The sequence below is a fragment of the Bacillus sp. SORGH_AS_0510 genome, from assembly GCF_030818775.1.
GTDB lineage: Bacteria > Bacillota > Bacilli > Bacillales > Cytobacillaceae > Neobacillus.
In genome coordinates this window covers 3,691,145-3,713,202 of sequence record NZ_JAUTAU010000001.1, presented here as the reverse complement: position 1 = coordinate 3,713,202, position 22,058 = coordinate 3,691,145, and the positions used below count along the sequence as shown (strand labels likewise).

The following is a 22,058-nucleotide window of genomic DNA, read 5'->3' as shown; positions in this document are numbered from 1 at the left end:
TTTTTCTTATTTTTTGCCTATAGTGATTTTTTATTTAAGAAAAATAAGGAAAGGATGATTAGACCTATTTTGTTAAAACTATATCTGTATTAATTAACAATCAGGAGGGTTCCTTTATGGCAAAACGCAAAGCTGAATTTGATGCAGTAACCAAATATTCAAAAACACCCCATAAGAATGTACAAGAAAGTGAATTCTCTGCAGAATTTGCTGACAATAATAATGCCATTAGATTTGCTAATCGCAATTCAAAACAAGGAAAAAAGGGAAGAAGCTAATGGGCGGCCGTCGTAAAACTCCTCCACGTATTCCAGTAGAAGAATTTAGTGTTGAATATGGAGATGTAAATGGTAAGGCGCTTTACGAAACCAAAAAGGGCCATAAAAAAAATAAATAAGCCGGGATGTCCCGGCTTATTTCGTAGAAAAGATAAGGGTTTGGTTAATTGTCGGATTAAAGTATGCCAACAAGCTTGAAGGCTGCTTCACAATTTCTCCCGTCTCTAAATAATTTGATAAATTAAATGAAATCTCATCTAGCATCGTATGCTTAAATAATTCCTTTTCTTCAAGGTTTAATTTGACGAATTCATTTCCTAAGATGTTAGGATTCTCAATGATTTGTTTATAGAATTCGTTGCGTTGGCCTTTTTCAAAACTAGCTTCCCACCAAGGTTTTCTAGGCTTGTATTTGTGATTGATTAAGTAATCATATTTCATTAAACCCGCCACGACATCAAGGCTTTTCACCTTTTTTTGTTCTAGGAATGAGTACAGCCTACGGAATAAGTCCTCTAACTGATGACCAATTCTTGACCAACCGCGTTCATCCCAATAGCTGCCGAACTCTTGAAAGAAATCAAAAGGAGACATAAATACATGACTGACCAAATATTCAACAGTGTGATCCATTCTGTGGTCATTCCAGTATTTTTCTAATACATCTTCCACCTGTTTAATTCTTACAATGTCGTCAAAGGAAAGTACATTATTGCTTAAAATTTCATATGGAGAGTGGTCCATATAAACATATTGTTGTTCCTTTGCACGCAAGCGCACACCAGTCCCACGTAGCATCTTTAAGAACCCTAATTGTAATTCCTCAGGTCTCATCTCGAATACATCATTAAAAGTTTTTCGGAAGGAAGAATAATCCTCTTCTGGAAGACCAGCGATTAAATCGAGATGCTGATCTATTTTGCCGCCTTCTTTAACCATCGTTACCGTCCTAGTGAGCTTGGCAAAATTTTGTTTCCGCATGACCAGCTCATTGGTGTAATCATTGGTTGATTGAACCCCAATTTCAAATCGAAATAAGCCCTTTGGAGCCTCCTGATTAAGAAAATCAATGACTTCTGGTCGCATGATGTCTGCAGTAATTTCAAATTGAAAAACTGTGCCTGGATGGTGTTCATCAATTAAGAAACGGAACATTTCCATTGCATAGCTTCGACTGATATTAAATGTGCGATCAACAAATTTAATCGTTTTTGCCCCATGCTCCATTAGATACCTAATATCTGACTTGATTTTTTCTCTGTCAAAATATCGAACCCCAACCTCGATGGATGAGAGACAAAATTGGCAGCTAAATGGACAGCCCCTGCTAGTTTCGATATAAGTTACCCTTTTACCTAAATCAGAAATATCTTCTGGAAGGCGGTATGGTGATGGAAGCTCTTTGAGATCAAGCTTATTCTTTTGTGGAGTGATAACAACCTTGTCTTCAGATCGGTACGCGATGCCATGAACATTGCGGAAATCTTTTGAAGTTCCAATTTCTGTTAGCAATTGTTTAAAGGTAAGTTCACCTTCACCCATTACAATAAAATCTATCTCAGGATGTTTTTCCATCCATTCCATCGTATCATAGCTAACCTCAGGCCCACCCAAGACAATAATGATAGATGGGTCAATTTTTTTAAGCATATTGACCACTTTAAGTGTTTCTTCGATGTTCCAAATATAACAACTAAACCCAATCACATTCGGTTTTGATTGATATAGATCTGAAACAATGTTTATTACGGGATCTTTAATTGTATATTCCTTAAGCTGTATCTTAAATTCGGGAGCGGCATAAGCCTTTAAATAGCGAATAGCAAGGTTTGTGTGTATGAACTTTGCATTCAACGTCGAACAAATTACATTCATAAACTAGCTCCTTTTCAATAATAAAACAAAATATAATTATACCTTATTTTCAACAAAAATGATAGCTGATAAACAGTTCTAACAAGTTGGATTCATCGGATATTGTTTAGTTTATAGTTAGAACGCTCTGTTATACTACAACTGATTGTCTGTTATATAATTATTAATTGAAAAAAATCCAGTTATATTAATGTTTTTTAAACCGTATATGAATGTGTTTCAAATATTTTCTTTGATGTTTGACTTTTGTCACAGCTTTAAAAAGTAGAATGCCATACAATACTCGTGGGGAAGTTAATTTTTATGCGTTTTTAACAATGGGGAGGGATAGAATGGCTATTTTACCGAAAAAAAATGAACTTGGATTTTTTGAAATCCGACTTGAATCAATTGGTGGCTTGGGGGCAAACCTTGCTGGAAAAATGTTGGCTGAGGCAGGTGTTCTTAGTCTTGGATTAAGAGGATCCAACTTTTCATCCTATGGGTCTGAGAAAAAAGGTTCTCCCGTAAAGAGTTTTGTCCGTTTTTGTGATCCGGATGTAGAAATTAGAGATCATAGTCCAATTGAACAACCACATATTGTTGGGGTTTTCCATGAGGCTTTATATAAGACAGTGAATGTAGTAAGCGGCTTAGATGCTGAAGGAATTGTACTGGTAAATACAGCAAGAGAATTTGATGAAGTGAAAAAGGATTTACAGCTTGAATATGGAACTTTGGCTATCATTGATGCACTCAGCATTGCGGTAGAAGAAAAAACAAAAGTAAATACAGCAATGCTTGGAGCATTATACAGAATACTAGACTTTTTAGATCCAGAATCAATGAGAGATGTTATTCGAAAAACATTTACAAAAAAATACCCACATCTGGTTGAACCTAATATCAGGACATTTGACCGAGGATATAATGAAGTGAAATTTAAGACTTATGAGGTACCTGAAGGGGCAGAGGGGAAGGCATTCACTCGTCCACTTCCAATGCTAGGGTATACAACTCAGGAAATTGGAGGAGCCCTTCTGGCTCAAGCAAATAGTATCTTCAAGGATTTAAGTGGTTCACGACAAGGATTTCTTCCGGAATTCAAACAAGAAACATGTATTAATTGTGCGGCTTGTGATAACGTTTGCCCAGATTTCTGTTTCGTTTGGGAAGAGGGAGAAGATAAGCGCGGCCGAAAGCAAATGTTCCTAAAAGGAATTGATTATCAATATTGTAAAGGCTGTTTAAAATGCGTAGAGGCATGTCCAACCGATGCTCTTGGGGATCTACGAGAAATGATTGGATATGCTGATGCTAACCGCGTGAAGCAAAACTTTCCTTATGTAACAGGAGGTAGTTTCTAATGGCAATTATGGAGGATAAATTAACAACACAAGCGATGGCTGAGCAAATCTCAACGTTTGAATCAGGTAACGAAATGGCAGCAATGGCTGCTGCCCAAATCAATTATCATATCATGGGCTATTTCCCAATAACACCCTCTACTGAGGTGGCTCAATTCCTAGATCAAATGAAAACACGGGGTGAGCATGATATTAAGTTAATTCCTGCAGATGGTGAGCATGGTTCTGCCGGGATTTGTTATGGTGCAGCTGCAACAGGTGCACGCGTATTTAATGCTACGAGTGCGAATGGTTTACTCTACATGATTGAACAGCTTCCCGTACAATCAGGAACACGTTTCCCAATGGTAATGAACTTAGTTACACGCTCAGTTAGCGGACCGTTAGATATCCGTGGAGACCATTCAGACCTTTACTATGCATTAAACACTGGATGGGTTATTTTAACTGCCAAAACACCTCAAGCAGTATATGATATGAATATCATGGCATTAAAAATTGCTGAACATTCTAAGGTACGCTTACCGGTTATTGTTGCATATGATGGATTTTTCACTTCCCATCAAAAGCGCAGGGTAGAATACTTCAAGGATCGCCGCGTTGTTCAACAATTTGTTGGTGATTGTCCAACTGATTATAATTTTGCCAGAGATCCAAAAAAACCGGTTACTATTGGGGCACATATGAGCGGTGATGACTTTATCAATAATCACTTCCAACAATCCGAAGCTATGTATAATGCCGGAGCGGTATTTAAAGAAGTGGCAGCAGAGTATGCAAAATTATCTGGAAGGGAATACCCTGTTCTTGATTTATATAAAATGGAAGGTGCAGAAGTGGCTCTCTTCCTATTAAATTCTGCAGCAGAATCAGCTAAAGATGTAGTGGACCAGCTCCGTGCCAAGGGAATTAAAGCCGGGGTCATCAGTCCGAATATTATTCGTCCGTTCCCTGCCAGGGAGATTCGAGAAGCGCTAAAAAATGTAAAATCCTTGCTAATTGGTGAACGGGCAGATTCTTATGGAGCCAATGGCCCTAACTTAACGCATGAAGTTAAGTCGGCTTTACAGGATGACCGTAATAACCAAACTATTGTACTAAGCCGTGTTTTCGGCCTTGGTGGAAAAGATTTCTATGCAAGTGATGCTGAGAAGTTTTTTGAAATGGCTATTGAAGCAAAGATCAAAGGCTATGCCGAGAAACCATTTGATTACTATGGCCATATCCCAGGTAACCCTGAGAAAATACTAAAGCCAGTTATTTTACCGCAACATGGTGATGTATATAAATCAGGATTAATTGATGTGAAAATGGATGAGGAAACGAATAAGTTAAAGGTGAAAATCCCGCCGCTTCGTGCCCTTACTGGTAAACCAAAGAGGATTGCCTCAGGTCATGGTGCTTGTCCCGGATGTGGCATATTTGCTGGTCTGGAGCTGTTCTTTAAAGGCATTGAAGGAGATATTGTTACATTATTCCAAACAGGTTGTGCTTATGTGACAACAACAGCTTATCCGCATACTTCACATAAGCAAACAATGATTCATAACTTATTCCAAAATGGTGCAGCAACCCTATCGGGTACAGTTGAGGCATTTATGGAACTAAAGCGGCGCGGTGAAATCCAAGTATCTGATGATGCAACGTTTGTTATGATTACCGGAGATGGCGGTATGGATATCGGTATGGGTTCAGCAATTGGTACGGCACTTCGCGGCCATAAGCTAATAATGCTTGAATATGATAATGAAGGGTACATGAATACTGGTTCGCAAATGTCGTATTCCACACCGATTGGTCATATGACAAGTACATCTGGAGTCGGAAAAATGCAAAGAGGAAAGGCGTTCCATCATAAGGATACAGCGCAAATTATGGCATCAACTAATATTCCTTATGTGTTTACAGGCTCAGAAGCTTTCCCTCAAGACCTTATTAAAAAAGGGGCAAAAGCTCAGTGGTACGCACAGAATGTAGGAACTGTATATGGAAAGCTTCTAATTACTTGCCCGCTAAACTGGAAATCAGATGATCGATACGGTACCACAATTGTTGAAGCAGCTGTAAATTCATGTTTCTACCCACTTTACGAAGTAGAACAAGGGGTTACAACAATCACTTACAATCCGGAGGAAAAGAACAAACGGATACCATTGGCAGAGTGGTTGAAATATATGGGCAAAACAAAACACTTATTAAAAGATGAAAATAAACCTATTTTAGAAGAGTTTGAGGATGAAGTTGAAAAAAGATGGCAGCGATTAAAGGCTAAACATGAGAATCCACTTCTATAATTTGGTGGTTGAGAAAGCGAAGTGTCATGCGCACTTTGCTTTTTCTTTTGCTTTTATGATTGACAGAAAAATTAAATTTTGATATATATCTAATTAGATGAATATCGAAATTAGGGGTGTATAACGATGATGCAGCTAAACCGTTTAGTAGCCTTTTATAAAACTATGGGTGATCCAACAAGAGTAAGAATTGTTGCTCTATTAGCAAAAGGGCCTTTACATGGTCAGGCGATCGCTGGCAAACTTGGGCTAACAGCTCCGACCATTACTCATCATTTAAAAAAATTAAGGGAAATTCATGTGGTGTATGAAAGAAGAGATAAAAATACGATTTACTTCTATTTAAATGAATCAATGATTAAACAGCAGGCACAAGTTCTTACACAGCTGCTTGAAAAAAGAGGAGAGGAGCTTGGAAACATGGTAGAGGCTAGTATGGAAAGACAAAAGGTCTTGGATAATTTCTTTACGAAGGATGGTAAATTAAAAAGCATACCGGCACAAAGAAAGAAAAAATTAATCGTTTTTGAGCACATCGTGAAGGGGTTGAAAGCAGGAACAAAGTACGAAGAAAAAGATTTAAACGAGTATATTAAGCAATTCCATGATGATTTTGCAACAATCCGACGAGAATTCATTATTAATCATTATATGTATCGAGAAAACAGTATATATGAATTAAACCCAGAAGAAATGTGGGCTAAGCCATAATTAAAGAGAGGTTGACTGTAAACTAGTCAACCTCCTGTTTCTTCATTAGAGTACTTCTTTAACTGTGCGAATGAAAGCAGGAAGGTCTTTTATTTCTTTTCGCTGTTTTACAAGGACTTTTCCTAACTTTAGCGTTAAACGTTTGGCAGCTAATTTTGATCCTTCATCAGCAATTCCATCTAAATCAGCTACATGAGCGAGACCAATAGTTCTTCTGATTAACTCGCAACCGGCAAAGCCGATTGAATCTTCGAAGAATTTAGCCAGTTGAAATTGTAAAAATGAAGGTGTTTTAGCTAATGGTTCTTTATTTTCAGTATTCCATAATTGAGTATATTGTTCTTCAAAAACATTCCACACTGTTTCAACATGAGTTAGAAACAAATCGCGCTTAGGTACATTCACAATAACTTGGAAGAGTAGATTGGCAAATACTTGACCAATGTCAAAACCAGCAGGTCCATAATAGGCAAATTCAGGATCGATAACTTTTGTTTCAATATTGTCAGCAAAAACACTTCCAGTATGCAAATCTCCATGAAGGAGTGATTCAGCCTCAGTTAAGAAGGTTCTTTTCAATACATTCACGTGGAACTTTAGCTCTTCATCCTGCCAAAGCTCTTCTACTTCAGGCTTCAAGCCAACCTCAAATTCATTTGTTTCCGCGTCATAGAACGGATCTGTAAAGATTAAATCTTCAGTTATCTTACAAAGCTCTGGGTTAATAAATTTCTGTACCTGTGCCTTTTTTGCAGCAGGGGTTAAGGCATAATCTGAAGTGAAGAATATTGTTTTAGCGAGATATTCTCCTAAGTGCTTAGAAATAAGCGGGTACGTTTCGCCTCTAATAAAGCCAGTTCGAGCAATTATAAGGTGGGACAAGTCCTCCATAACAGTTACCGCTAGAACTTCATCCGTGTAGTAGACCTTTGGAACGTAGTTAGGTGCAATATGACCAAATATCTTTAAGGCTTCTGCTTCGATGGTTGCTCGTTTAAGTGTTAATGGCCAGCTTTCTCCTACGACCTTTGCATAAGGGAGCGCTTGTTTAATAATGACACTTTTTCCTGATTCTTGATCTACCAAGTGAAAGACAAGATTAAGATTGCCATCACCAATTTCCTTACAAGTGAGGTCAGCTTTTTCTGTGAAAATATTTAAATCAAGAGCTAGGTTAATAGCAGAGGCTTCAGTTAATGGTTGGTAAGTTGATTGTTTTAGTAGACTCATTTTCAATTCCTCCTAAATTTGGAGGCTCAGTTTGTGCTTTGGCTTTGCGCACAAAAAAGCCTCTTTCTTATCTGAAAGAGGCTAGAAGAGATCTATTCTTCACACCTCTTATCTCTCAGAAAGGACATCCTTCTGTTGGAATTAGCACCGTGCCATATAAAGTTTCCTGCGCATTCACTTTCTTTAGCGCACTACTTTAGTTGTTGTATGGTCGGTTGCTGGGCTTCAAAGGGCCAAATCCCTCAGCCTGCTCGTGATAAGAGTAAATCTAATATTCTATTTTTTCAGTATGATAAAAACTATAACAGGTTGAAAAGAGAGGTGTCAACTAAATTTTGAAAACAATATTAATTTTTAACTTTTAAAACAGTCTAACGGTAATATTCTGGCTTTCTGTCTGCGAAGATTGGAATTTGGCTGCGAATATCTTTGACAAGGTCCATATTTAATTCTGCAGATAGAATTTCTTCTGCCTCTCCAGCTTCAGCGATGACCTCACCCCAAGGATCAATTATCATACTGTGCCCGGCAAATTTGTTATTAGGATCGCTTCCAGAACGATTACATGCAATTACATAGCATTGATTTTCAATGGCACGAGAAATTAGCAAGGCTCTCCAGTGAGTTAGGCGAGGTTTGGGCCATTCCGCAACAACAAATAGCGCCTCAGCCCCCTCTGAACTATGAGCTCGGATCCATTCTGGAAAACGAATGTCATAACAAATAACCCCAGCAAACGACTGATTGTCTAATTGGAATAAGCCTTTTTCTGTACCTGCCTCTAAGTAAAGGTGCTCATCCATGAGCTTGAATAAATGCAATTTACTATATTGGTGGATCAATTGGCCTTCTTTGTTAATGATGATCAAAGTGTTTTTTACTCCGTTTTCATTATGGTTTGCAACGGATCCTCCCACGAAATGAACTTGATACTTTTTAGCTGACTCCTGTAGAAATTGTATCGTTTGTTTCGCTTGCTTATCTGCAATTTCATCAAGTCGTGTTAAGTCATATCCGGTAGTCCAAAGTTCAGGTAAGACGAGAATGTCAGGTTTGGTTTCCATTGCCATTTCGATTAGTCTTTCTGCGGCAAGATAGTTTTCAGTTGGATTACCAAAGGCGATATCCATTTGTATACAAGAAATATTTAATTTCAAGGAATTTTCCCTCCGGTTCGAAATATCAGAATTTTTTCTTTACAAGCTGTTATAAAAGTTATATCATTTGTGACTAGAATTTCAACAAAAATTTGTAAAGAGTTAGCAGGTGAGAGAGTAATGAAACAATTTCCACCATCAGAGCTTTTAAATAGTCTGCCAAAACAATTTTTTGCAGGCCTTGTAAAGAAGGTTGGTGAGTATATTGCCGAAGGGCATGACGTTATAAATTTAGGACAAGGAAACCCTGATCAGCCAACACCGGAACATATCGTGTCCAAATTACAGGAGGCGGCAGCTAACCCGATCAATCATAAATATTCTCCGTTTCAGGGGCATAGATATTTAAAGCAGGCTGCAGCTGATTTTTACTTTAGAGAGTATGGCGTAACGATCAATCCTGATAAGGAAGTGGCTATCCTTTTTGGGGGCAAAGCAGGACTTGTGGAGATTCCTCAATGTTTGTTAAATCCGGGTGATACCATTCTTGTACCCGATCCTGGCTATCCGGATTATTGGTCGGGGGTTGCACTGGCAAAAGCAGACATGGTTACAATGCCATTGAGGGAGAAAAATGCATTTTTACCTGACTACAACGAACTTTCTTCCGATACGTTATCAAAAGCAAAGGTCATGTTTCTGAATTACCCTAATAATCCTACTGGTGCTGTTGCCACTGAAGAATTTTTCATAGAAACAGTGAAACTAGCAAACGATCACAATATTTGTGTTGTTCATGATTTTGCTTACGGTGCCATCGGTTTCGACGGTCATAGACCAATCAGTTTCCTAGAAACCGAAGGGGCAAAAGAAGTAGGAATCGAGATCTACACACTATCTAAAACCTATAATATGGCGGGCTGGCGTGTTGGTTTTGCTGTGGGGAATGAGAGTGTGATTTCAGCGATTGAACTTCTTCAGGATCATCTTTATGTAAGTATATTTGGAGCTGTTCAGGAAGCAGCAGCTACTGCCTTAACTGGGTCTCAAGATTGTGTAAAAGAATTAAACGAACTGTATGAACGCAGAAAAGGTGTGTTAATTAACGGTCTACGTTCGATTGGGTGGGATGTGAAAGCGCCTAACGGGTCTTTTTTTGCATGGCTTAAGGTACCAGACGGGTACACATCCGCACAATTTGCTGAAATCCTGCTTGACCAAGCACACATTATGGTTGCACCTGGTATTGGTTTTGGTGAATTCGGTGAGGGCTTTGTTCGTGTAGGGTTATTATCATCCGAAGATCGGTTGGCTGAAGCTGTCAGAAGAATTAGTTGTTTAGAAATGTTCAAAAAATAGGTTGACAAATGTTTTTTTTCTTGCGATAATCCAAAATAAAGTTTTACAACTTAAAAATGTGAATAATTACGAATCGTTTTCTTATCAAGAGCAGGTGGAGGGAAAAGCCCTATGAAGCCCGGCAACCGACTTAACTAAAGTTAAGCACGGTGCTAATTCTTGCAGCAACTGGCTGAAAGATGAGAAGATGTTAGTTTCTTGATGCTAACCTCTTCTTTTCGAAGAGGTTTTTTATGTTTTTTTTGAAGGGAAGTTGAAAAGAATGACTGAAATTATTGCTACATATCTTGTACATGATGAAAATAATCCTGAAAAAAAAGCCGAGGAAATAGCCCTTGGATTAACCGTTGGTTCTTGGACCAACCTTCCTGAACTCGAACAAAACCAACTGCGTAAGCATAAGGGCAGAGTCGTTTCCATTGAGGGGAAAGATTGGGAAAAAGAGGGTCAGGCGATTATACGAATTGCTTATCCAACCCTAAATTTCTCTAATGATTTACCAGCGATTCTAACCACTGTTTTCGGAAAATTATCACTAGATGGAAAAATAAAATTACTAGATTTACAGTTTGATGATGTCTTAAAAAGTCATTTCCCTGGTCCTAGATTCGGTATCGAAGGGATTCGAGAAAAAATAAACGTTTATGATAGACCACTAGTTATGAGCATTTTTAAAGGAGTGCTTGGTAAGGATATTCACTTTTTAGCAGAGCAGTTAAAGCAACAAGCTCTAGGTGGAGTGGATTTAGTCAAGGACGATGAAATCCTATTTGAAAACGCGCTTACTCCTTTTGAGCAAAGAATAACAGCGGGGAAACAAGTCTTAAGAGAGGTCCATGAAGAAACCGGGCACAGAACCCTATATGCAGTAAACCTAACAGGAAGAACATCACAATTGAAGAATAAGGCAAAAAAGGCCGCTGAACTTGGTGCCGATTTATTATTATTTAATGTGTTCTCTTATGGATTGGATGTTCTACAAGAGTTGAGAGAGGACAATGAAATTGGGTTGCCGTTAATGGCTCATCCTGCTGTTAGCGGGGCATTGACCTCTTCGCCGGAATTTGGCCTTTCCCATTCCTTGCTTCTCGGGAAGTTGCTTCGTTATGCAGGTGCTGATTTATCCCTTTTCCCATCACCATACGGAACGGTTGCGCTAGAGAAAACTGCGGCCCTTTCAATTGCAAGTGAATTGACAATAGAGGATGTTTTTAAAAAGGCATTTCCAGTACCATCAGCAGGAATTCATCCTGGATTGGTTTCCTTGTTAATCCGTGATTTTGGTATTGACTCAGTGATAAATGCAGGTGGCGGCGTTCATGGTCATCCAGATGGTGCTCGTGGGGGAGGTCTTGCCTTCCGCCAAGCTGTTGATGCAAATCTGCGAGGATTGACATTAGCAGAAGGGGCTAAACAGTATGATGAACTAAAAACTGCGCTAAAGCTATGGGGAAATGCTGAGGTGACGGTATAGATGGCAAAGCCGGTTATTTATTGTGATTTTGACGGGACTGTTACTGAAAGTGATAACATCATTGCCATAATGAAAAAATTTGCTCCTCCCGAATGGGTGGAAATTAAGGATTTAATTCTATCGCGACAGATTTCCATTAATGAGGGTGTAGGGAAATTATTTTCCTTATTACCTAGTGATAAGAAGAAAGAGATAACGGAGTTCGCAATCGAAAATGCAAAAATTAGACCTGGTTTCAAGGAGTTTGTAGCTTTTGTGCGTGAAAAAGGGATTCCACTCTACATTGTAAGTGGCGGGATAGATTTTTTTGTTCATCCAATCTTGGCAGAATACGCCCCATTTGATGGAGTCTATTGTAATCATTCGGATTTTTCAGGAGAAACAATCAAAATTCTCTGGCCGCATGAATGCGATTCCTATTGTAACAATGATTGTGGTTGTTGTAAGCCAAGTATAATGCGTAAACTGAACCATCCAAATGAGAGTTTCAAAATCGTAATTGGCGATTCTGTAACGGATTTAGAGGCGGCTAAACATGCGGACTTTGTTGTTAGCAAGGGATTTGCTTCAGGAAAAATGTATGGAATGGGGTATTAACCATCAAGGGTTTCATACTTTCTTCGATTGTATCGAGGAAATCAATAAAAGAATTGAGGTGGGTGAACTATGTTAAAGGAAAGATGGGCAGAATTAGCCGATATTAAGGATGAATTGGCAGAGAGAGATTGGTTTATGGGGACAAGTGGAAACCTTGCAATTAAGGTGAGTGATCATCCGCTTCAATTTTTGGTAACAGCAAGCGGAAAGGATAAACGCAAACGGACATCTGAAGACTTTTTACTTGTAGATGAATTTGGTCGTCCTGTAGAAGAGACTCATTTAAAACCGTCGGCAGAGACACTACTTCATGTGGAAATTTATCGTAAAACCAATGCTGGTTGTAGCTTACATGTTCATACGATTGATAATAATGTCATTTCAGAGGTCTATGGTGACCATGGTGAGGTTACCTTTAAAGGCCAAGAATTAATTAAAGCCTTTGATAAATTGGGAAGAAGATGCAGTTTTAAAAATACCGATTATTCGTAATTTCGCACACATTCCTACACTGGCAAATAAATTTTCAGAGCATGTTTCCGAAGATAGCGGAGCCGTATTAATTCGGAATCATGGAATCACAGTCTGGGGTCGGAATGCATTCGAAGCGAAAAAAATACTTGAAGCATCCGAATTTCTATTCCGTTACCAATTACGATTGCTCGAACATAAACCATACCAATTATTTAAAGTAGTCTAAAAGAGAAGGCAAGTTTAAAGTCCTGTGTTGATTTGACACGCCTGTTGATTGGAGCAGAAGGCGCGAAGACTCCTGTGGGAGTATGGTTCAGGGGAGACCCCGCAGGCGCGTTTCTCCGAGGAGGCTCGCCGAAACACCCACGAACCGCTCGCGCCTGATGCGGAAATCAACAGACAAGTTGACAGGAACAAAAATAAAAAAGTGAGGCTGATTTATAATGGCGTATATTACATTTCAACAGAAAGATGATCAAATTCATGAGCAGGAGGCAGTTGCAAGCTTCTTAGAAAGTCAGGAAGTCATTTATGAAAATTGGGATATTAACAAACTCCCTGCATCATTAGTAGAAAAATATCTTTTAAGTGATGAAGAAAAAGAAGAGATTTTAAATTCTTTCGAAGCTGAAATTGCCGACATTTCTGCGAGACGGGGATATAAAGCACAGGATGTGATTTCATTATCAGAAAACACACCTAATCTGGACGTATTACTTACTAATTTTAAAAACGAGCACCATCACACTGATGATGAAGTTCGTTTTATCGTAAGTGGTCATGGTGTTTTTGTCATTCAAGGAAAAGATGGAGAGTTTTTTGAAGTCCATTTAAATCCAGGTGATTTAATCTCAGTTCCAGAAAACACAAGACACTACTTTACATTAGAAGAAGATAGAAAGGTTGTCGCGGTAAGAATTTTTGTCACAACAGAAGGCTGGGTTCCAATTTACGAAAAGGAAGAAGTAAAGCAATAAGAACAAAAAACTGGCTGCAGATGCAGCCAGTTTTTTTATCCAATTAGTTTGAGATTGGAAGTATTTTGGTAAAATGTTATTGGGTGTATTATATAGCGAACAAAAATACAAATACTGGTTCATAACTTTTCTCTATTATCTTATTATTTCTATTTTTTGTCAAAAAGTACCCTGAGGTTTAAGGAAATAATTGTCGTAAATACTTGAAAAAAACATAGGAAATTGTCGAAAAGCGAAAGAATTAGAATGTTTTGTCTACTTTTGCGAATGTATTTACTTTTATAGAAATTCTTGTCATAATCTTTCAAGTAGTTAACTTTTTTAGTGTATTACAGTAAAAGGGTACTGAGTAGGAGGATAACATTGTACAAGGATAGTAATAACCAATATGAAATGATTGAACAGATCAGGGCCAAAAGGGAATTAATGATAAATAGTGCAAATACGCTAGGATATACAAGTGAGGAAACAATAAAATACAGCCAGGAACTAGATGAGCTAATAAATGCGTACCATAGAGAAATGGGACAAGCTTCTAGGCCAAATGAAGAAGTAAAGATTGCATTTAAACAAATGATCATGATTTGGCCTAAAGTTTTAGTTTAATGGCATTGATGTGAACTACTTCTATTAATATATATCAATGATTAGAACCATAAGTAGAAGCCCCATTATAAAAGCATAGGTTGATACCCGCTCATTTCCATCTCCGTGACTTTCGGGAATTAATTCTTTATAGATGATAAAAAGCATCGCACCTGCCGCAAAGGAAAGGCCGTATGGAACAAGGCCTTGAACATATGACGTTAATAAATACCCTAATAATGAAGTAACAATCTCAATAGCGCCCGTTAAGGTTGCAATAATGAAGGCCTTCCATTTACTTATTTGCTGATTGATTAAAAAGAGAGCGACAAGAAGGCCTTCAGGAGCATTTTGGAACCCGATTGCCAGTGCTATTAAATTGCCAGTATCTCCTTCTGAAGAAGCATAGCTAACACCTACAGACAAGCCCTCCGGGATATTATGCAGAGTGATTGCTGAAATAATTAACAGAGCTTTTTCATCAAATTGAATGCCACTTTTAGTATGCTGCAAATCAATATGCGGAATATTTTTTTCAAGAAGAGTTAGCACACCAACCCCTAACCACACTCCAACAAAGAGTGAAATAAAACCTCCATACTTGAGAGCCTCCGGAATTAGGCCGATCGTAGAAGCAGCCATCATAATTCCAGCGCTAAAGGCTAATAATACGTCCTTCCACCGATGTGTTATTGAATGGTGGATAAACAATATTATTAATGCCCCAGCCCCTGTTGATAAGGCAGAGAGAACACTTCCGAATATTACCTCAGTCATTTCTTTCCTCCTTTTTTATTTTCATCAGAAAATCTCCATTTTTAGACATGACTGTGATTTTTATCATTGTTTATATCCCAATATTTCATATAGTTATATTAGTACTATTTAAAGACATACTCACACCATGATTAACTCCATATTTTACCACAATTAGTTATGACATCAACTTATTATTATTTTTACCTACGCCTTTGAATCTACACAAAATTAGTTATGCTGCACATCTTATCCAAATTTTGATGACTTTTAGAAAGAGGCTTTGTTAAAGAACAGTGTTGATTTATACATCCTGTTGATTGGAGCGGAAGGCACGAAGACTCCTGTGGGAGTATGGTTCAGGGGAGACCCCGCAGACGCTTGCGTCGAGGAGGCTCGCCGAAACACCCACGAACCGCTCGTGCCTGGAGCGGAAATCAACAGGCAAGTTTAACAGAGCCTAGAAAGAAAATAAAGAAAACCACCATTGTTTGGTACTATGCTTGTGTTACGGTTCATATATCCTTAATAAAAGCATTTTTTATAACCAAAGTAAGCAAACGCTTTCAACAATCTTAGTCTATATGGAGGAGGGAAAGTCCTACATGCACATTGTCGTATGTGTCAAACAAGTACCCGATACAAAAATCATTAAAATCAACCCAAAAACAAACACACTCGACCGCCGGAGTGCCCCGGCCATTTTGAATCCTTATGATGCACATGCCGTTCAAGAAGCTGTGAAAATCAAGGGGAAAACAGGTGGCACCATTTCGGTCCTGTCAATGGGACCGCCACAGGCAACAGCTGTTATTAAAAAAAGTGTTGAAATTGGTGCAGATAGAGGCTATCTGATTACTGACCGGGCTTTTGCCGGAGCAGATACACTTGCTACTAGTTATGCCTTATATAAAGCTTTAGAGAGAATTAGTAAGGAACTCCCAGTAGATATGGTGATTTGTGGGAAACATGCTATCGATGGAGATACAGGTCAGGTTGGACCTGGTATCGCAAGACGACTGGATATTCCTCCTGTAACAAATGTCATTGAGGTAACAGAAGTGAATGAAGCAGAGAGAACGGTATTAATTAAGCGAAAATTAACCAATGGATATGAATTAATCCAGTCAGAACTGCCGTGCTTGTTAACAGTTGAAAAAGAAATTAATAAAATTGATTATTCACCGATGCCAAACATGATTAATGCAGCAAAATATGAACCAATCATCTGGGCAGTAAGTGATCTTGAGAATGTGGATCGCTCCCAACTAGGTCTAAAAGGTTCGCCTACCATTGTAGGTAAGATGTTTACACCTCCACGGCCAGAGGGTGGAAAAAGACTAGAGGGAACTGCTGATGAGCAAGTAAAGCAGCTCATGGAAGTCTTAATGGAGAAAAAGGACCTTTTAACATTCCAGTCTTCTAAATAATAAGGATTATCTACTGCTGCAAGGAGGGGTTTATATGAATCTAGACGATTATCGTGGAGTCTGGGTCTTTATCGAACAATCTGATGGAAAGATTGAAGGTGTATCACTAGAGTTGCTTGGGGCCGGCAGGAAGCTGGCTGATAAACTCCAAGTTCCATTAGCAGGTTTTTTACTCGGAAATGAGATCAAACCTTTAGCGAACCAGGTGATATCCTATGGTGCTGATGTGGTGTATGTCATTGACCATCCAGTGTTAAAACAGTATCGGACTGAGTCTTATATGAGAGGGGTTATGCTACTGGCTCTAAAATACATGCCAGAGATTATCCTTTATGGTGCAACACCAAATGGAAAGGACTTAGCTAGCGCTGTGGCAACCGATTTAAATACGGGGTTAACTGCGGATACGACAATGCTGGATGTAGATACCACTAATAGATTGCTAGAAGCAAGCAGACCGGCTTTTGGCGGAAATATTATGGCAACCATCCTTTGTAAAAAACACCGTCCGCAAATGGCTACAGTAAGGCCGAAAGTGATGAAGGCTTTAGAACCGAATCTAAATAGAATTGGAGAAATCATCGAAGAAAAGATTTCACTTCAAGAAGAGGATATGCGTACAAAAGTACTCCAAATTGTGAATGACGTAACAAAAAAAGCCAATTTAGCAGAGGCACATGTCATCGTATGTGGTGGAAAAGGTATGGGAGATCTACAAAACTTCCAGCTTATACATGAGTTAGCAGATACAATAGGTGCCAGTGTTGGCGGTACACGCGATGTGGTAGAAGCTGGATGGCTCCCGCACGAACAGCAAGTGGGTCAAACAGGAGAAACAGTTACACCAAAAATTTATTTTGCCATCGGTATTTCTGGAGCTATACAACATGTTGTCGGTATGAAGAATTCCGAATTCATCATCGCAATCAACAAGGATCCGAATGCTTCAATTTTTGATGTTGCGACTTATGGAATTGTAGGAGACGCTATAGAAATTGTCCCTAAACTTATCGAGCAATTTAAGCAACTCAGAATAGAAAAAGGCGGTGAATTAAGCTATGCCTGAAAAATTTGATGTGATTGTGGTTGGGGCGGGACCTGCGGGTACAGCCTGTGCTCTTACGTGTGCAAGGAATGGCTTAAACGTGTTACTGATTGAACGTGGAGAATATCCAGGTGCCAAAAACGTAATGGGTGGTGTGCTATACCGAAAACAAATGGAAGAGTTAATTCCTGAGTTTTGGAAGGAAGCACCTCTAGAGAGGCCTGTGATTGAACAGCGTTTCTGGATGATGGATAAAGAATCTGTCGTTTCATTCGGTTACAAAGGTCTTGAATGGGGTGTAGAGCCGTATAATAACTTTACTGTTCTTCGAGCGCAATTTGACCAATGGTTTGCTCAAAAAGCCGTCCAGGCAGGAGCACTTCTTATCAACGAAACTGTTGTAACTGAGTGTATTGTTGAAAATGGTAAGGTGGTAGGTGTGCGTACGGACCGCCCAGATGGAGAAGTATACGCGGATGTTGTAGTGCTTGCTGACGGAGTAAACTCACTCTTATCCAAACAGTTGGGCTTCCATAAAGAATTCCGACCAGATGAAGTAGCACTAACCGTTATGGAAGTGGTTAATTTACCAAAAGAAAAGATTAATGACAGATTTAACCTTGAAGATGGTCAAGGTTGTACGATTGAAATCTTTGGGGATTCAACAAAAGGAAATCTTGGAACAGCCTTTATTTACACAAATAAAGAAAGTATTAACATTGGGGTAGGTACCACACTTTCTAGTATGATTAAAGCGAAATTAAAGCCGTATGAGCTGCTAGATTACTTGAAAACACACCCTATGGTAAAACCTTTAATTGCTGGTGGAGAATCGGCAGAATATCTTGCCCATCTCATCCCAGAAGGCGGGTACCGCTCCGTTCCTAAGGTAGCTGGAAATGGAGTAGTCGTTGTTGGTGATGCTGCTCAGTTAGTTAATGCCATTCACCGTGAAGGTTCAAACATGGCGATGCATTCTGGTATGTTAGCCGCTGAAACTGTAATAGAGGCGAAACATCGGGGAGATTTCTCAGAGTCTAGTTTAAATCTTTACCGTGAAAAATTATATGATAGTTTCATTATTAAAGATTTAGAGAAATATAAGGATGCTGCACATACGTTTGAGAAGTATCCACAATACTTCAATGAATATGTACCAATGATGAATAAGGCCATGAGCAAATTCTTTACCGTAGATGGTACGCCAAAACGGGAAAAGCAAAAGCAGATTATGAAGAGCGTCACTTCGGAAAGAGGAACGATTCGAGTATTGCAAGATATTTATCGTGCTTGGAAGGCGGTGAAATAATGTCAACGAAGAATATCGAAGAAAAACAGTATCTTCTCCGTTTTAAGTGTGACACGAAATCGCATTTGACCGTGCTCGATCATGATGTGTGTATGACCCAATGTCCTGATAAGCTATGTACAGTATTTTGCCCAGCAGAAGTGTACAAGTGGGAAGGAACAAGGATGCAGGTTGGCTACGAAGGCTGTCATGAATGTGGAAGCTGCCGGATTGGTTGTCCATATCAAAACATTAAATGGGAATATCCTAAGGGTGGCCATGGAATCGTATTTAGATTGGCTTAGATGAAAAAAAGTGTTGTTTACAAGGAGTCGTAAACAACACTTTTTTTATTTATTGGGCTTTGAAAAACCAAAAGTGGTTTGGTGAATGTATATATATACTAAGAAGTAATCAGTACTTCGTGACCCAAGTGATTGAAAAAAGGGGAATGGGTAACATAGAGACGGTCTACGTGACCCAAGTGATTGAGAAAAAGAGGAAACGGTAACATAGATGTGCTCTACGCGACCCATGTGATTGAGAAAAAGAGGAATGGGTAACATAGAGGCGGTCTACGCGACCCAAGTGATTGAGAAAAAGGGGAATGGGTAACATAGTGACGGTCTACGCGACCCAAGTGACAGTGAAAAAGAGGAAACGGTCACGTGGAAACTCAGTCTAGTTTACCGAAAAGGGTTCCATGCCAGAGATGGGATGAAGATTAGAATAATAAAAAGTTTTAATACCACTATATGTAGGTTTTTTCACAAGTGAGGGTAAAAAGAAGGTGAAGCAGGAGATAGGATGTTAGGGGCTTAACTTATTTTTTCTAGAAGGGTTTAGGAAGAAAGCTCATCTTTTTTGCCGGAAGAGACTAATGAAGAAGCTAATTTATCGGCTTGATCCATTAATTCCATATTTACAGAACAATAGTAAGGTTTTTTCCAATTGAAGTCGCCATCACAATCTGCAGGATATATGCTAACTTTCCAATTATAGTAGATGGTAGGCTGTGGGAGTTGGACCCCTTCTACGGCAATAAGCCAATGTGTGTAAGGAGAGTTAGGGATGTAAGCATCTGATTCCTTTAAGGCGATCAAGTCGTTATAACCAATTGGGATTAATGCCTTTTGGTAAAAGTCATGATAATTTGGGGTTTTCATATGTTTGGACCTCCCTTTCATGTTCTATCCTCATTATATGAAACTTTCAAACAATTTTTGTGTGATAAATGTTAAATTTTCAAAAAAATTAAATCGTTTTCATAAAAATGACATAAATTCCACAACCATTCCCTCATTTTGCAGAAATGTGACCTCTATCACTACATCCTTTTTTCGTTCATTTTATACTTAAGACACACATTAACAATAAGAGGTGAATGAAAATGAGTGGCTGCATGAGTGCGTTTGGCGGTATGCCCCAGGGAGAATTAAGCGAAGGATTAAAACAATTAAAAAGTGAGCATCCTCCATTATTAGAGCAATTGGAGAAACTATATACAATAACTCAATGCATTGATCAAGAGATAAATGTAGAAGTAGATTTTGAAGAATTAATCAACCAGGTGAATGACTTTAAGGCTGCATTAGATCCACATTCTGAACGAGAAGAAGGAGTTCTCTTCCCAATGATGGGGGCTTATATTGGAACTACATCAGGTCCAATTGCTGTAATGGAGTACGAACATGATCAAGCAAAAGCAAATATCGCTTCATTTTTAGAAAGAGCACAAGGTATTGAAGCGACCACTGTTGAAAAGAAAAAGTTAGCTGAGCTTATTCAAAATGCCTACTTCATCTTAACTGAACATTTCTCCAAAGAAGAAAATGTCCTCTTTCCAATGGCAGAAAGAATGTTATCAGATGAAGAAAAAGCAGAACTGCACAAAAGAATACAAGAAATAAAATAAGGATAGGCAAAAGTCTATCCTTTGTTTTGTTCATTCCACTCCCATACCTTTTGATCAGAAGGAAGTAAAAAGGCGATTAATCCGAGTAGGGGTAGTACCCCAAGCCAGGTAATCATCGACTGTAAACCAATCCAGTCAGCAATATATCCTAATCCCACTGATCCAATTGCCCCCATACCAAATGCGAGACCTACTGTTAATCCAGACATTGTACCAATTTTCCCGGGGACTAATTCTTGTGCATATACGACTGTAACAGAAAAACTAGTCATGAGAATAAACCCGGTAATAATTAAAAAGATAAATGCCATCGTTGGCGATACATAAGGAATCAGAATGGAAAAAGGAATGGTCGCTAGCATGGAAAAGGCGATAATCTGTTTTTTTCCAAAACGGTCGGCAAGTGGACCTCCAAAGAAGGTGCCAATTGCACCAGAGACAAGAAAAGCAAATAAGAAGAGCTGTGATTGTTTAATTGAGAATCCGTATTCTTTGATAGCATAAAAGGTATAGAAATTGGTCATTCCGGAGGTGTACCACGTTCTAGCAAAGATTAGTAATAAGATAAAAACAATTGTACGTTTTACTTCTTTGGACAAACCGACTTTTTTGTCCACGCTGGTATTTTTTGCTTTTGCCGGTTTGGGTGAATGACTCAGCATTTGATTATACCAACCTGCAATATAAAGTAATAAAATCACAGCAAGAGCAGCGACAATCGTAAACCAAGACGCACCAATTTGTCCAAGAGGTACTAAAATGAGCGCCGTAATTACTGGAGCCAATGCCTGCCCTGTATTTCCTCCGACTTGATAAATCGATTGAGCAAGTCCACGGCGATTTCCAGCTGCCATATAGGCAACTCTGGACCCTTCAGGATGAAACACCGCTGAACCTAGACCAATAAATACTACGGATAAAACAATCCAAGCAAAGTTCGAAGCAAATCCAAGAGCAAGTACTCCAAGTAAAGTGAAGCTTAGTCCAATTGGAAGAGCATACGGCATAGGCTTTTTGTCAGTTAAAAATCCAACTACTGGCTGCATGACAGAGGAAACCATGTTTAATGAAAAAGCAATGATCCCTAGCTGCGTAAAGCTTAATCCCATCGATTTTTCTAAAATCGGAAACATAGCCGGAACAACAGCTTGGATGGCATCATTCAGTAAATGACAAAGCCCGATGATAAAGAGGATTTTAAACATGGTAGACTCTGATGCTTTTGGACTTTTTACGGGTAACGCTGCTTGTTGACTCATTGACATCCCTTCTTCTATTAAAATGCAAGTTTATTGCTATCCATATCTTACTACCGATTGAACAAAAT

At 38.8% G+C, this 22,058-nt stretch carries 19 protein-coding genes, 2 pseudogenes and 2 riboswitches; of the genes and pseudogenes, 15 read left to right on the top strand and 6 right to left on the bottom strand.

Features of this window, described 5'->3' with window-relative positions; translation table 11 throughout:
• The first annotated feature begins 116 nt into the window (after positions 1–116).
• Positions 117–278 carry a hypothetical protein gene (locus QE429_RS18945; protein ID WP_307289232.1) on the top strand — a complete coding sequence of 54 codons (162 nt, stop codon included), beginning with the start codon at positions 117–119 and terminating at the stop codon, positions 276–278.
• Between the two features lie 135 nt (positions 279–413).
• On the opposite strand, the gene QE429_RS18940 is transcribed toward QE429_RS18945, so the two are convergent.
• Positions 414–2,153 carry a B12-binding domain-containing radical SAM protein gene (locus tag QE429_RS18940; protein ID WP_307289231.1) on the bottom strand — a complete coding sequence of 580 codons (1,740 nt, stop codon included), beginning with the start codon at positions 2,151–2,153 and terminating at the stop codon, positions 414–416.
• Positions 2,154–2,485: 332 nt separating this feature from the next.
• Between QE429_RS18940 and QE429_RS18935 the strand changes: the two genes are divergently transcribed.
• The 3 genes from QE429_RS18935 (at position 2,486) to QE429_RS18925 (ending at position 6,504) form a co-directional block, all read left to right on the top strand.
• Positions 2,486–3,499 carry a 2-oxoacid:acceptor oxidoreductase family protein gene (locus tag QE429_RS18935; protein WP_307289229.1) on the top strand — a complete coding sequence of 338 codons (1,014 nt, stop codon included), beginning with the start codon at positions 2,486–2,488 and terminating at the stop codon, positions 3,497–3,499.
• Positions 3,499–5,793, top strand: a complete 2,295-nt coding sequence (locus QE429_RS18930) for a thiamine pyrophosphate-dependent enzyme (RefSeq protein ID WP_307289227.1) — start codon at positions 3,499–3,501, stop codon at positions 5,791–5,793. The genes QE429_RS18935 and QE429_RS18930 overlap by 1 nt, the downstream gene beginning before the upstream one ends.
• 129 nt (positions 5,794–5,922) lie before the next feature.
• Complete coding sequence (locus tag QE429_RS18925; protein ID WP_307290889.1) at positions 5,923–6,504, top strand: DUF2087 domain-containing protein; 582 nt, start codon at positions 5,923–5,925, stop codon at positions 6,502–6,504.
• A 45-nt stretch (positions 6,505–6,549) separates the two neighbouring features.
• On the opposite strand, the gene mtnK is transcribed toward QE429_RS18925, so the two are convergent.
• Together mtnK and QE429_RS18915 are read right to left on the bottom strand one after the other, a co-directional pair.
• Entirely contained in the window at positions 6,550–7,734 is a 1,185-nt protein-coding gene (gene mtnK / locus QE429_RS18920) for an S-methyl-5-thioribose kinase (RefSeq protein ID WP_307289225.1), read from the bottom strand.
• Positions 7,735–7,839: 105 nt separating this feature from the next.
• A riboswitch (SAM riboswitch) is annotated at positions 7,840–7,997 on the bottom strand.
• A gap of 108 nt (positions 7,998–8,105) precedes the next feature.
• Positions 8,106–8,891, bottom strand: coding sequence for a carbon-nitrogen family hydrolase (locus QE429_RS18915; RefSeq protein ID WP_307289223.1), 786 nt, complete (start codon positions 8,889–8,891; stop codon positions 8,106–8,108).
• A 120-nt stretch (positions 8,892–9,011) separates the two neighbouring features.
• Between QE429_RS18915 and QE429_RS18910 the strand changes: the two genes are divergently transcribed.
• The 6 genes and pseudogenes from QE429_RS18910 (at position 9,012) to QE429_RS18885 (ending at position 14,318) form a co-directional block, all read left to right on the top strand.
• Positions 9,012–10,190 carry a pyridoxal phosphate-dependent aminotransferase gene (locus QE429_RS18910; RefSeq protein WP_307289221.1) on the top strand — a complete coding sequence of 393 codons (1,179 nt, stop codon included), beginning with the start codon at positions 9,012–9,014 and terminating at the stop codon, positions 10,188–10,190.
• Between the two features lie 78 nt (positions 10,191–10,268).
• Positions 10,269–10,376: riboswitch (SAM riboswitch) on the top strand.
• A 76-nt stretch (positions 10,377–10,452) separates the two neighbouring features.
• Complete coding sequence (mtnW, locus tag QE429_RS18905) at positions 10,453–11,664, top strand: 2,3-diketo-5-methylthiopentyl-1-phosphate enolase (RefSeq protein ID WP_307289218.1); 1,212 nt, start codon at positions 10,453–10,455, stop codon at positions 11,662–11,664.
• Positions 11,665–12,337: pseudogene (locus QE429_RS18900) on the top strand (2-hydroxy-3-keto-5-methylthiopentenyl-1-phosphate phosphatase). It begins immediately after the preceding gene.
• Positions 12,331–12,961 (top strand): annotated as a pseudogene (locus QE429_RS18895) (methylthioribulose 1-phosphate dehydratase). The pseudogenes QE429_RS18900 and QE429_RS18895 overlap by 7 nt, the downstream one beginning before the upstream one ends.
• A 217-nt stretch (positions 12,962–13,178) precedes the next feature.
• Positions 13,179–13,712 (top strand): 1,2-dihydroxy-3-keto-5-methylthiopentene dioxygenase, encoded by a 534-nt coding sequence (locus tag QE429_RS18890; protein ID WP_307289217.1) that lies wholly within the window; start codon positions 13,179–13,181, stop codon positions 13,710–13,712.
• 363 nt (positions 13,713–14,075) lie between these two features.
• On the top strand, positions 14,076–14,318 hold the full coding sequence (locus QE429_RS18885; protein ID WP_307289215.1) for an aspartyl-phosphate phosphatase Spo0E family protein: 243 nt from the start codon (positions 14,076–14,078) through the stop codon (positions 14,316–14,318).
• 24 nt (positions 14,319–14,342) lie between these two features.
• Here QE429_RS18885 and QE429_RS18880 read toward each other — a convergent pair whose 3' ends face one another.
• Complete coding sequence (locus tag QE429_RS18880) at positions 14,343–15,074, bottom strand: ZIP family metal transporter (RefSeq protein WP_307289213.1); 732 nt, start codon at positions 15,072–15,074, stop codon at positions 14,343–14,345.
• 584 nt (positions 15,075–15,658) lie between these two features.
• On the opposite strand from QE429_RS18880, the gene QE429_RS18875 reads away from it, so the two are divergent.
• The 4 genes from QE429_RS18875 to QE429_RS18860 are packed head-to-tail and all read left to right on the top strand — an operon-like array spanning position 15,659 to position 19,121.
• Positions 15,659–16,483, top strand: a complete 825-nt coding sequence (locus QE429_RS18875) for an electron transfer flavoprotein subunit beta/FixA family protein (RefSeq protein WP_307289212.1) — start codon at positions 15,659–15,661, stop codon at positions 16,481–16,483.
• Between the two features lie 34 nt (positions 16,484–16,517).
• Entirely contained in the window at positions 16,518–17,549 is a 1,032-nt protein-coding gene (locus tag QE429_RS18870) for an electron transfer flavoprotein subunit alpha/FixB family protein (protein WP_307289210.1), read from the top strand.
• Positions 17,542–18,837, top strand: a complete 1,296-nt coding sequence (locus tag QE429_RS18865) for an FAD-dependent oxidoreductase (RefSeq protein ID WP_307289209.1) — start codon at positions 17,542–17,544, stop codon at positions 18,835–18,837. Before QE429_RS18870 ends, QE429_RS18865 begins: the two co-directional genes overlap by 8 nt.
• Positions 18,837–19,121: a ferredoxin family protein gene (locus QE429_RS18860; protein ID WP_307289207.1), complete on the top strand. Its 285-nt coding sequence runs from the start codon at positions 18,837–18,839 to the stop codon at positions 19,119–19,121. Before QE429_RS18865 ends, QE429_RS18860 begins: the two co-directional genes overlap by 1 nt.
• 537 nt (positions 19,122–19,658) lie before the next feature.
• Here QE429_RS18860 and QE429_RS18855 read toward each other — a convergent pair.
• Positions 19,659–19,982 carry a hypothetical protein gene (locus tag QE429_RS18855; protein ID WP_307289206.1) on the bottom strand — a complete coding sequence of 108 codons (324 nt, stop codon included), beginning with the start codon at positions 19,980–19,982 and terminating at the stop codon, positions 19,659–19,661.
• Positions 19,983–20,206: 224 nt separating this feature from the next.
• Between QE429_RS18855 and QE429_RS18850 the strand changes: the two genes are divergently transcribed.
• A complete protein-coding gene (locus QE429_RS18850; protein ID WP_307289204.1) occupies positions 20,207–20,731 on the top strand; it encodes a hemerythrin domain-containing protein in 525 nt (174 codons plus the stop codon).
• Between the two features lie 14 nt (positions 20,732–20,745).
• On the opposite strand, the gene QE429_RS18845 is transcribed toward QE429_RS18850, so the two are convergent.
• Positions 20,746–21,990: an MFS transporter gene (locus QE429_RS18845; protein ID WP_307289202.1), complete on the bottom strand. Its 1,245-nt coding sequence runs from the start codon at positions 21,988–21,990 to the stop codon at positions 20,746–20,748.
• Between the last annotated feature and the right edge of the window lie 68 nt (positions 21,991–22,058).